This window comes from Geothermobacter hydrogeniphilus, from assembly GCF_002093115.1.
Taxonomy (GTDB): domain Bacteria; phylum Desulfobacterota; class Desulfuromonadia; order Desulfuromonadales; family Geothermobacteraceae; genus Geothermobacter_A; species Geothermobacter_A hydrogeniphilus.
On record NZ_NAAD01000013.1, the window covers coordinates 119,680 to 130,978 of the forward strand.

9 protein-coding genes are annotated in these 11,299 nt (G+C 59.2%); 6 read left to right on the forward strand and 3 right to left on the reverse strand.

The features are described from left to right. Nucleotides 1-28: 28 nt before the first annotated feature. Genes aroE through rnr form a run of 3 tightly spaced genes read right to left on the reverse strand, consistent with a single transcriptional unit; the run spans nt 29 to nt 3,955 of the window. A complete protein-coding gene (gene aroE / locus B5V00_RS11240) occupies nt 29-895 on the reverse strand; it encodes a shikimate dehydrogenase (RefSeq protein ID WP_139800749.1) in 867 nt (288 codons plus the stop codon). Nucleotide 896: 1 nt separating this feature from the next. Further along, nucleotides 897-1,874, reverse strand: coding sequence for a bifunctional riboflavin kinase/FAD synthetase (locus B5V00_RS11245; RefSeq protein WP_085010890.1), 978 nt, complete (start codon nt 1,872-1,874; stop codon nt 897-899). Further along, nucleotides 1,871-3,955: a ribonuclease R gene (rnr, locus tag B5V00_RS11250; protein ID WP_172399722.1), complete on the reverse strand. Its 2,085-nt coding sequence runs from the start codon at nt 3,953-3,955 to the stop codon at nt 1,871-1,873. Before rnr ends, B5V00_RS11245 begins: the two co-directional genes overlap by 4 nt. Nucleotides 3,956-4,356: 401 nt before the next feature. Here rnr and B5V00_RS11255 point away from each other — a divergent pair, with 401 nt between their 5' ends. From B5V00_RS11255 to B5V00_RS16965, 6 genes are all read left to right on the forward strand, one after another. Further along, nucleotides 4,357-4,776 carry a type IV pilus modification PilV family protein gene (locus B5V00_RS11255; protein ID WP_139800750.1) on the forward strand — a complete coding sequence of 140 codons (420 nt, stop codon included), beginning with the start codon at nt 4,357-4,359 and terminating at the stop codon, nt 4,774-4,776. After that, the gene (locus B5V00_RS11260) at nt 4,773-5,639 is read left to right on the forward strand and encodes a PilW family protein (RefSeq protein WP_172399723.1); all 867 of its coding nucleotides are present in this window, start codon (nt 4,773-4,775) and stop codon (nt 5,637-5,639) included. Before B5V00_RS11255 ends, B5V00_RS11260 begins: the two co-directional genes overlap by 4 nt. Beyond that, a complete protein-coding gene (locus B5V00_RS11265; RefSeq protein WP_085010893.1) occupies nt 5,614-6,216 on the forward strand; it encodes a PilX N-terminal domain-containing pilus assembly protein in 603 nt (200 codons plus the stop codon). Before B5V00_RS11260 ends, B5V00_RS11265 begins: the two co-directional genes overlap by 26 nt. Before the next feature lie 28 nt (nt 6,217-6,244). After that, complete coding sequence (locus B5V00_RS11270) at nt 6,245-6,595, forward strand: hypothetical protein (protein ID WP_085010894.1); 351 nt, start codon at nt 6,245-6,247, stop codon at nt 6,593-6,595. A 53-nt stretch (nt 6,596-6,648) separates the two neighbouring features. Then, on the forward strand, nt 6,649-10,569 hold the full coding sequence (locus B5V00_RS11275) for a PilC/PilY family type IV pilus protein (RefSeq protein WP_172399724.1): 3,921 nt from the start codon (nt 6,649-6,651) through the stop codon (nt 10,567-10,569). Nucleotides 10,570-10,984: 415 nt separating this feature from the next. Further along, complete coding sequence (locus B5V00_RS16965) at nt 10,985-11,248, forward strand: hypothetical protein (protein WP_139800751.1); 264 nt, start codon at nt 10,985-10,987, stop codon at nt 11,246-11,248. Nucleotides 11,249-11,299: the final 51 nt, after the last annotated feature.

Sequence of the window (11,299 nt, forward strand, 5' to 3'; positions counted from 1 at the left end):
AAAAGGGTGTCAACCAACCGACAGAAGCCTAACTTGTTGCAACTTCTGCCAAAAGCCGACACTTCATCACGCCGGATGGCGGACTCTGGCCGGTCCAGATTCTGAACGCCAGCTCTCCCTGGGCCGCCAGCATGCCGAGGCCGTCGGCGCATCGACAACCCTGTCGTTCGGCTCGAAGCAGCCAGGGGGTGCCGCCGCGACGATAGACGATATCGTAGCAGCGGGTCTCGGCCGACAGACATTGCCAGGGGAACCCGGCAAAGGCCTCACCCTGCAGACCGATGGAGGTACTGTTCACCACCAGATCGCACTCGGCAACCGCGACGGCCAGTTCCGACCCTTCAAGTCCGATTGTTGCAAAGGATGTGCCCGGAAGCACTGTCGTGAAGTCCGCCGCCAGTTGTCGCGCCCGACTGCGGGTTCGATTGGCAATGGTGATCCGCTCGGCCCCGGCACGCGCCAGGGCGACCGCGACGGACCGACTCGTGCCGCCGGCACCGAGCAACAGAATGCGTCGGCCACGCGGATCAAATTGCAGATCGGTCTGCAGCGAGGCGACCAGACCGTCGCCGTCGGTATTGCAGCCAACCAGCCGACCGTCCCGCAGAACCACCGTGTTGACCGCCCCGATCAGGGCGGCGTCGGCATCAACTTCGTCAAGCAGCGGGCAGATTGCCTCCTTGTGCGGGATGGTGACATTGACCCCCCATATCCGCAGAGCCCGCATTCCTTCCACTGCCCGCGGCAGTTGTTCGGGAGTCACGTGAAAGGGAACATAGATGGCATCGATCCCCGCCTGCCGCAACGCGGCATTCTGCATAGCGGGGGACAGGGAATGCGTCACCGGATCACCGAAAATACCCAGAACCCTGGTTTTGCCGGTCAGCCCGCCCACTTCAGGCTCCCTTCTCAAGACCGCAGTCGAGGTAGTCGCGATAGACGATCACCTCCCGGTCGGCGAGAAGCTGCCGTGCCCGGTCGACATCCCTGCGGATCTGGCAAACCAAATCATCCACCGAGGAGAAAACCATCTCTTCTCGTAATCGCTCGACAAAATAGACCCGCAGCGACCGGTCGTAAATATCAGCTGAAAAATCGAGGAGATGGACTTCCAGGGAAATCCTTTCAGTCCCGAAAGTGGGATTGAAACCGATATTCATCACGCCGTCGAAAATCTGTTCATCCAGTCTGACCTTGACCGCGTAGACGCCGGGGCGGGGCAGGACCTCCTTGTCGGTCAGCAAATTGGCAGTCGGAAAGCCGAGCGACCGGCCGCGACTGGCACCATGAATGACGCGCCCTTCGAGATTGAAATGCCGTCCGAGCAGAGCCACGGCTCCGGCGACATCCCCGGCCGCCAGTCGCCGGCGCACCAGCGTCGAGCTGAAGACTTCTTCACCGCGCCGGATCGGCTCCAGCATCTCGACGCTGAAACCGGCCTGTTTCCCCGCCCGGCGCAGAAAATCAACATCACCTTCACGATTGCGTCCGAAAGCGTAATCATAACCGACTATCAGGTGACAGATGCCGAGCCGGCCGACCAGGATTTCTCCGACGAAGGCCTCCGGGGACATCTCGGCCATCTCACGGTCGAAGGGAATGGCGGCCAGAACGTCAATGCAGGAAGCAGCGATCAGGCGTTCTTTTTCGGCGTAGGTGTTGAGCAGGCGCGGAGCGCGTTCCGGAGTCAGGACCTTGAGAGGATGGGGAACAAAGGTCAGGACCGTCGCCAGGCCGTTCAACTCCCGGGCGCGACGAACAACGCGCCGGAAGATTTCTCGATGCCCGAGATGGACCCCGTCGAAATTGCCGATGGTCACAACACCCCGCTCAAGGGGGGGACAGCATTCATCAAGCTGGCGAATGATTCTCATGGGGTTTCCCGCAGGACAAAATCGATCTGTCGGGCCTCCTGATCAACCCGGGCCACGCGAATTTTAAGATGGTCTCCCACCTGGAAAATCCTGTGGCGATTATAGCCGACCAGGCGTTGTAAATCTTCCTCAAAATGATACAGGTCATCCTCAAGAGCGCTGACATGCAGCAATCCTTCAACGAAAATTTCTTCAAGTTCGATAAACATACCGAAGGACCGCACCGAGGCGACCACACCGTGAAAGGTGTCACCGATCTTCTTCTCCATGTACTGGCATTTTTTCAGCTGCACCTGGTCCCGCTCCGCCTCCATGGCACGCCGTTCGGCACGGGAGAGCTGCTCGCAGAGGGTTTCGAGGGTCCCGCGCTTGAGAACCACGCCGCAGCCCTTGACACCCTCACGGCCGCGAGCCAGTTCACAATGCAGGGCGCGGTGCACGAGCAGGTCCGGGTAACGTCGGATCGGTGAGGTGAAGTGACAGTAACAGTCCATGCCGAGACCGAAGTGACCGGCATTGTCAACTGCGTATCGTGCCTGTTTCATCGCCTGCAACAGAGCCTGATTGATGATCCGGGCGGTCACCGGATCCTCGGCCTGCTTGAGCAGATCTTGAAAATCCCCCGGAGCGGGACCGTCCGGAGAGAGGTTGAGGCCGAGTCCGAAATGGGCCAGGTAATGCTGCAGGCTGAGGATTTTTTCCTGTGCCGGAGGCTCGTGGATCCGATACGGAAAGGCAACCCTCCGCTCCTCCAGAAAACCGGCCACGGCCTGATTGGCTGCCAGCATGAACTCCTCGATGATACGGTGAGCGAACAGCCGCTCACTGCGCAGGATCGCCTCCGGGCGGCCACGCAGATCGAGGACGATCTCGGCTTCAGGCAGATCGAGATCAAGGCTTCCCTGCTTCACCCGCTGTCGATGCAGGACTTCGGCGAGTCGCACCATGGCGGGCAGTTGTTCCAACCCCTCCTGACGCGACGGGAGTTCACTGTCGATGGCTTCCTGGACCTGGCGGTAGGTCAGGCGTGCGGCGCTGCGGATAACCGCCGGATGAAAACCGGCCGCCCGCGGCACTCCGTCGGCGGAAAAAGCCATTTCGGCAACCAGCACCAGGCGGTCAACCCCGGGATTGAGCGAACAGATACCGTTGCTCAACGCTTCCGGCAGCATCGGCAGACAACGACCCGGGAAATAGACACTGGTGCCCCGCTCGCGGGCATCACGGTCGAGAGGCGATCCCGGTCGTACGTAATGGGCGACATCCGCAATGGCGACCCGCAGCAGGTAGCCATCCGCGGTCTCTTCGACACAGACGGCATCATCGAAATCACGGGCTGTCTCCCCGTCAATGGTCACGAAAGGGAGACACCGCAGGTCCCGACGGCCGGCACAATCCTCTTCGGACACCTGCCGCGGCACCGATTCAGCGACCGCCAGCGCCTCGGGGCTGAACTGATGGGGCAGGTTGAAGCGGTGGGCGGCCACCAGCAATTCGACTTCGGGGTCATGAAGATCCCCGAGGATGCGCAGGATCCGACCGCGCGGCGGCTGACCGCCCTGCGGGTAGACCCGGATAGCGGCGATCACCACCTGGCCGGGGGCTGCCTGCAACCCTTCACCGCGCGGGATAACCAGCGGCGGAACCGGATCTTTCCCGAGAGGAACAACCAGGTTTTCCCGTCGCCCGCGCTGATAAACACCGACCAGTTCGCTGTGGGCCCGGGCGAGGATCCGCTCCACCCGTCCCTCGTAACGACCGCGGCTGTCGCGCCAGGCGATCACCGCCAGCCGATCCCCCGCCATTGTCTCGCGCAACTCCCGCGCCGGGAGAAAAACATCCGGCTGGTCGACATTGTCAACCTGCAGAAAGCCATAGCCGTCCCGATGCAGCGACAAGACCCCTTCCAGGCGCTTGCGTGCCGCCAGGCGGTAACGATCTCCCTTCAGGCGCTCCAGCAGGCCGCGGTCGGCCAGATCGGCCAGCAGAGCGAGAAAATCGCGCCTTTCATGCCGTCTGACACCGACCTGACGACCGATTTCTCCCGCCGCATGAGCCCCCGGGTTGTCCGTGAGCCACATCAACACCCTGCGGCCATAATCCATTTTTTGTTTTGACGATCTTCTCATTGGCTATAAAATCAACCATCTCTCATTCAAATGCAAGCTTTGCATAAACCATGTCTGCAATTTTTGCAGCCCGGCGACAGCAACACTTGATGCAAACAAGCTAACATCGCATTTTTACAACACCCGACAAGCTGGCACAATTCATGCTTAGAAGAGTTTCATAATCGCGTCGGAACAATCCGGCAATCCGCGTGAACACTTTCTCGAGTCTTTACAAACAGGGGTCTGCAACCGTGAACGGCAACTGGCTGACAACAACTCGAAACGACAGACAGGCACACGAAGAAACGCTGTCCGGGGCTGCCGTGGATACGGCAACGATGCCTCACCGGACAGCGGGAAGGGAGCGAGCCATGGCGAAAACCGCAATGACGAGTCAGTACGGCTTCACCCTCCTGGAAGTCCTTGTCGCTCTGACCATTTTTGCCATCGGCCTGCTGGGCGTCGCCGGTCTGCAATTACGGGCGATATCGTTCAACAACGGGTCAAATATCCGCACCACGCTGGGAACGACCGCCCAGAGCGTCATGGAAGGGGTCATGGCCCTGGAAAGTGACGACCCCAGACTGGCGACCAACGGCACGGCCCAATGGGATCTCGATCCGAACTCTGCCGCCACCACCCTGACCCTGCCGGGTGGGGGAGCCTATTCAGCAACCTGGACGGTGACCGTCGATACCCCGATCACGGGCATATCCAGAATCACCGTCAATGTTCAGGGCCCTCTGGGAAGCACCATGACACTCACCAGTTACAAGGGATACAATCTATGAGAGCTGCGGGTCGACGACAAACAGACAGCAATCACCGGGCAGGTTTTACTCTGCTCGAATTATTGATCGGAATCGCCATCACGGGAATCGCGCTCGCGGCGATCTACTCTCTCTATCTCACCATGCAGAACACGACAAGCGACCAGGCCCGGATCGTCGACAGCCAGCAGAACCTGCGCGTCGCCATGGACTTCATCAGTCGTGACCTGAGCATGGCCGGGGCCATCATTTACCGCAATACACCCGGAATCGCCGCCGGATCCGATGCTTCGACCCTGACCATTAATACCGCGTCAAGTTCCGGGGCGTTCGCCCTCATTTCCAGCAGCCTCGAAGTACCGAAGAGTGCCACCACAACAAGCAACCAGGCATTTACCGTTGAAGTTCCCGCAATGGTCGACCGGTTCAAGGTGGGTGACTCGGTACGTATCTACCGTCCCCAGAGCGGTTCCCAACCCTACAGCGCCCTCCCCCTGACCGTTCAGTCACTCAGCGGCATCCGAACCATCACCATTGCCGGCTTTGGCAGCCTCGCCGAACCGATTCAATACAACGCCGGCGATGTCATCGTCCGGATAGGTGCCGGCGCCCCCGACCCGTCAAGCATCACCTGGACCCTGAACGGCACCGACCTGACACGACAGGCCGACAATGGGGGACAACAGGTGGTCGCCGACAATATCAGCCAACTGCAGTTTGACTACATCCTGTCCGACGGAACCGAGGTCGCAGCCCCCTCGGCATCACAACTGGCGGATATCTCGGCCGTCAGGGTCACCCTGGTCTCCACGACCGCCAAACAGGCAAGCCAACAGAACCGGCAGAGGAGTCTGAGCGATGTTGTTCACCTTCGCAACCATTAAAGACAAGAGCAGCTACACCAGCTCCCCGGTGAGGGACAAAAGAGTCCTCTCCCCCCTCCCGACAGGACAGCCGTCCCCGATCGCCAACCAGCGCGGCATTGCCCTGATTGCCGCCATCTCGATCCTGGCGGTGATGAGTGTTCTCGGCCTCATCCTGATGTCGTCTTCAACTACAGAAATTCAGCTGTCAGGTCATTTCCGCAACGGCCTGGAAAGCTTCTACACCGCCGACAGGGCGATTACCTATGTCTATCGCAACGGCATTTCGACCACCACCAACGTGGTCGATCTGTACAACGACCAGGACACCACGGTCAGTCCGGCGGTTCTCTACCGGGACCGCATCGCCGTCGGCAGCGGAGCCCTTGAACCAAGCCAGTACAGTGCCAACTCGGATGACCGCAACAGCGTCCTCTACATCGGCACCAGCCCGCCGCCGGTCGGCTCAGGAATGGACGTGAACTACTTTGTCGCACGAAACTACGCCATTTCGGTGGTCGGCATAGCACCGGCGACGGCACCGAATCCATCGCGCACCGCACTGCGCTCACAAACATCCATCATTGTCCCCAAATGAGGCCAGCCCATACCGAAGGAGGCCAACCATGAAATACCTCGCTCTTATCCCGCTTTTCCTGCTGTTGATGACCATTCCGAGCCTGGCAACCGATGATGGCGGTGACGACGCCTACATCAGCACCACTCCTTACCCGGGTATCTACCAGGCGGACAGACTCTATCAGTACGACGACAGAGAGCAGATCTGGTATGGAGCGAAACGACCGAAGCTCTGGACAACGCTCCCCTGCGATCAGGCACGCACGACATTGCGCGAACGGGGGTCCTGGACCGGCAACCTGTCGGATTCCGGCCAATGCCTCGGTGATGCCGAGGCCCCGACCTGGGCCAGCGGTAACTACCTCAATTACCTGACGGAAAAGAACGATCGCGACTGACCCGAAATAACGCAGAAACCGGGCGCATCCGCTACCTCGAAATGGAGAGGGTTATGAATAAATTCACGCTGACAGCTCTGATCTCATTGGTCCTTTTCCCCCTTACGGCCATGGCCCTGCCCGATACCTATATCGGTGACACAGCCATCTACGGAGGCACCACGACCTCCCTCAAGCCGAACGTTCTGATTGTTTTCGACACCTCGGGGAGTATGGGCGGCCAGGTCGATGTTCAGGTCTGCGAACCGGACAGCGACGGTGACGGCATCGCCGACAACAAGGACAACTGCGTCAACACCCCCAACCCCAGCCAGACCGACACCGACGGCGACGGACTCGGTGACGCCTGCGACAACAACACCACCTACCCTGACACCGACGGTGACGGGATCACCGACAACATCGACAACTGCCCGACCGTTGCCAACGCCGATCAGGCCGACAGCAACGGCGACGGCGTCGGCGACGCCTGTACCCTGACGACAGGTTCCTACAATCCAAACTCGGATTATACCGCGATAACCGGCACCAAGTATTGCGGCAAAAAGGAAAACGGCAGCTATGACAAAACCTGCAAGAAAAACGCGGTCTACGAATGTGAGCAGAAAAACTGGAACAACGGCAACTGTTCCGACTGGAAGGAAAAGATATCGAACGTCAACAACGTCTATTGCAGCGGCCCGCGGAACAAGCTTATCAACAACGGGCACTGGATCGGAACGAAAAAACTGAGATCCAATAAATGTGAAAGGAGGCGCAAAACCTACCGCTACGCGACCGGAAACTGGATCGTCTGGTACAACCAGTCCGGCGGCAACGCCGATCTCGACACCGGCATGAGCATGGGACAGTACGCGCAGGCGCCCACGGCTGACACCACCGCCGACACCAGCGCCGCGGGACAGATCTGTACCACCATTCGCGAAACCAAGAACCAGATCGCCCGCAACGTCGTGGAAGACCTCATCCGCAGCACCGAGGGCGTCAATTTCGGCCTGATGGGGTTCAACTACAGCCAGGGGGGCAGTTTCCGCACGCAGAACGTCGGCGGTAAAAACTACACGACCTACGTCAAGGATATGACCGCCACTCACACCGTCAGCGGCGGTGTCACCATCACCAACGAGGACGCCCTGATTGATGTCGTCCGCACCCTGCCGGCCAACAGCTGGACCCCGCTGGGGGAAACACTCTTTGAATCGCTGCGCTACTTCCAGGGCGGCTACAGCGCCTTCAACGGCAACTTCAAGTACACCTCACCCATCACTGCCAGCTGCCAGGAAAATTACATCATCGTCATCACCGACGGCATGGCGACCCGGGACGATGACCCGGTTCTGCGAAGCATCTGTTCCGGCGGTGACTGCGACGGTGACCGCAACGAACGATACGCGATGGACTACCTTGACGATGTCGCCATGTACCTGCACGACACCGACCTCTCCCCTGAAACCGGCACATCGGGCTTCCCCGGCACCCAGAACGCACTGACCTTCACCATCGGCTTCGGCCTCGGCGGTGCCGACGCCCAGGCGGTCCAACTGCTGAAGGACACCGCTGCCAACGGCGGCGGCAAGGCCTACCTGGCCTCCAACTATCAGACCCTGACCGGTGCCCTGACCTCGATTATCGGCCAGATCCTGGAGGTCAACAGCGCCTTCGTGGCCCCGGTCGTCCCCACCAGCCCGGAAAACAAGACCTACAGCGGTCGACGTGTCTACCTGGGCTTTTTCAAACCCATCGTCGGCAATGACTGGCAGGGGAACCTGAAAAAATTCGGCATCAATCATGATGGCGACGTAGTGGACAAGAACGGGGTGGTCGCAACCGATGCAAACGGACGCTTCCTGCCGACATCCACCTCGTTCTGGTCGGTCAATCCGGACGGCGGCAATGTCAACGAGGGTGGAATCGGTGACGTGCTGCAATCACGCGACCTGGCGACAAATCCGAGAAAGATTTATACGTATCTCGGCACCAGCAAGGTTCTGACGCAACCGGTCAACCTGTTCAGCAAGAGCAACACCAGCCTGACGCCTGCCGTCCTGGCGGTCAGCACGGCAGCCGACCGGGACCTGATCATCGACTACATGCAGGGATTCGACAGTTATGACCAGGATCTCGATGGTATTACCGCCGAAAAACGCGCCTGGATCATGGGCGACATTCTCCATTCAAAACCACTGATCCAGCCCTACAACAACTACACGATCAACAATGAGAGCGATCCGAACCAGAATAAAACCGTTATCTTCTACGGCGGCAACGACGGAATGCTCCACGCCTACCGGGATGCCGACGGTGCGGAACTCTGGGCTTTTGTCCCTCCCCCCGCACTGCCGCGCCTCAAGTACCTGGGAGGCTCCACGCATCAGTATTTCGTCGACGGCAGCCCGGCGGTCTACGTGTATGACGCCGACCATGACGGCAACATCGGCCCGGGCCCCGAAACGTCCGCGACAGATACAGACCCGGCGGGAGTCACCGACAACGGCCAGCAGGACAAGGTCATTCTCCTGGTCGGCATGCGCCGCGGTGACGGCATCGACACTCTTGATCCCACCGCCAATCGCGGCTATTATTTCGCGCTCGACGTCACCAATCCGACCGCGCCGCAATTCCTCTGGGATCTCTCCGGAACAACCACCGGGTTCAGTGAACTTGGAGAATCCTGGTCCGATCCGGTCATCGGCACGGTCAGGCTGGGATCGTCCAACAAGGTCGTTGCCTTCATCGGCGCCGGTTACGACAACAATGAAGATCTCAGGTTCGGCAATACCCAGCACTTCCCCGACGGGACTTCGCCGACGACGCAGACGACCCTGCCGACGGCTGACGGCGGCAATGTTACGAGTACCGGCACTTCAGGCCAGGTCAACCCCCGCGGACGCGGTATCTACCTGCTGGAACTTGCAACCCTGAATTCTACCGGACCGAGCATCAATACCACTCCGACCAAGCTGTGGGAGTACGTCTATTCCTCCGCCCGGGCCGCCACCGACCCGCAGAACAATCCAACTTATTCTTTTGCCAGCTCCCTGAAACCGATTGACAGCAACTTCGACGGCTATGTCGATCTTGTCTATGCCGGCGATACCGGCGGCAATATCTGGCGGTTTGACATCTCCAGCAAGATATCCACCGGCAACTGGGATGGAAAAAAGATTTTCTCGGCCAACCCGAGCGACGCGACGATCAGCGGCGAGACCCCGACAACCCAGGGGCGCAAAATCTTCTATCCCCCCTCTGTCGTCCAGGAGAGCAATTACATCGGTATCTATTTCGGCACCGGCGATCGCGCTCATCCACTCAATCAGGCGGTTACCGACCGGCTCTATGCCGTCTATGACTATCACTACAAGCCGAATCGACCCAGCAACCTGACGCCCATGACCGAAGCGAACCTGGTCAACCTGACACAGGACTTCCTGCAGGCTTCGAGCCCGCAGCCGAATCCGCAGGATCTGAGCACCTGTACACCAACGGACACCTCGACCGGCTGCACCCTGCAACGGTTGTTCAATCCGCAATATCCGGGCTGGTTCGTCAAGCTGGACCAGACCAGCGGCGAAAAAATCCTCGCTCCGGCACTGGTCTACAACAAGGTCGCGTACTTCACCTCATTCACACCGAACGTGATGACCAGTGATCCCTGCCTGTCCGGCAACCTCGGCATCGGCAAAGTCTACGCCGTCGACTACAAGACCGGAGAAGCCGTCTTCAATTTCGACTTGAATAATGACAACCAGTATGCTTCCAATACCAATATCCGGGCGACAACGAAGAAAACCGGGGTCATCCTCAGGAGAAGCGACCGGGTTCTGACGTTGGGAGCAGGGATTCCTTCCGGCGCGGTCATCACCGTCCACGAAGATCGCAGTGCCGGAGCCCTGATCGGTTGCGGCGGGGGGCTGTGCACCAGCGAAACCAAGAGCGGCGGCAGTTACCAGCCCCTTTACTGGCTGAGGGAATAGAATGAGATCGGTACAACTGGGAATCTTCTTGAGCCTCCTCATCCTCTGCTGGGGATGCGACAAACAGCAAACCGCATCGGCTCCGCAAGGGGCCGATGCGGTCGTCAAGGAAACCCGTGATCTGCCGCCAGAAACAGGTCCGGGCAACGAAGGCGGCCCCACATTCACTGCAACCCTTCTGCCTCAGCCGGTGACCGTAACCAGACCGGCGATTGTCAATATCATGGGTTGCGGAACGGATGTTGATGTGGAATGGTTTGTCGACAACCGGGAAAAATCACCGACAACTCCGTTCAGGCTGAATCCGGAAAATTTCAGGGCGAACTCGGTCATTGAAGCCCGTGTCCAGTGTGGTGACAAACAAAAGATTCTGAAAGCAAAGGTTAAAAACAGCCCTCCCCGAATTTCCCGGGTCATGTTCAAAAACCCCAGGGTGCGCCCCGGAGAGCCGATTACCGTCATCCCGCAAGCTCATGATCCCGATGGCGATATGATTTATTTTGACTATCGATGGACGGTCAACGGCGAAGAGTTGTTCGATGTCAATGGCGCGACCCTGCCGGGAAAATACGTGAAAATCGGCAACGAAATCGGTCTGGATGTAACGCCCCGGGACGACACCGAAGCGGGGCCGGTCTTCCCCGGAGGGCTGTTCGTTATTCCCGATCCGAATGACTAGTACCATGTAACCCATAATCTTTCGCATCTTGCTGGTTATTTTCCGCGTCAG

Excerpts from the sequence above, each read along its gene's own strand:
- B5V00_RS11245 (WP_085010890.1), bottom strand. The coding sequence starts at position 1,874 with ATGAGAATCATTCGCCAGCTTGATGAATGCTGTCCCCCCCTTGAGCGG.
- rnr (WP_172399722.1), bottom strand. The coding sequence starts at position 3,955 with ATGTGGCTCACGGACAACCCGGGGGCTCATGCGGCGGGAGAAATCGGT.
- B5V00_RS11255 (WP_139800750.1), top strand. The coding sequence starts at position 4,357 with ATGGCGAAAACCGCAATGACGAGTCAGTACGGCTTCACCCTCCTGGAA.
- B5V00_RS11260 (WP_172399723.1), top strand. The coding sequence starts at position 4,773 with ATGAGAGCTGCGGGTCGACGACAAACAGACAGCAATCACCGGGCAGGT.
- B5V00_RS11265 (WP_085010893.1), top strand. The coding sequence starts at position 5,614 with ATGTTGTTCACCTTCGCAACCATTAAAGACAAGAGCAGCTACACCAGC.
- B5V00_RS11270 (WP_085010894.1), top strand. The coding sequence starts at position 6,245 with ATGAAATACCTCGCTCTTATCCCGCTTTTCCTGCTGTTGATGACCATT.
- B5V00_RS11275 (WP_172399724.1), top strand. The coding sequence starts at position 6,649 with ATGAATAAATTCACGCTGACAGCTCTGATCTCATTGGTCCTTTTCCCC.
- B5V00_RS16965 (WP_139800751.1), top strand. The coding sequence starts at position 10,985 with ATGTTCAAAAACCCCAGGGTGCGCCCCGGAGAGCCGATTACCGTCATC.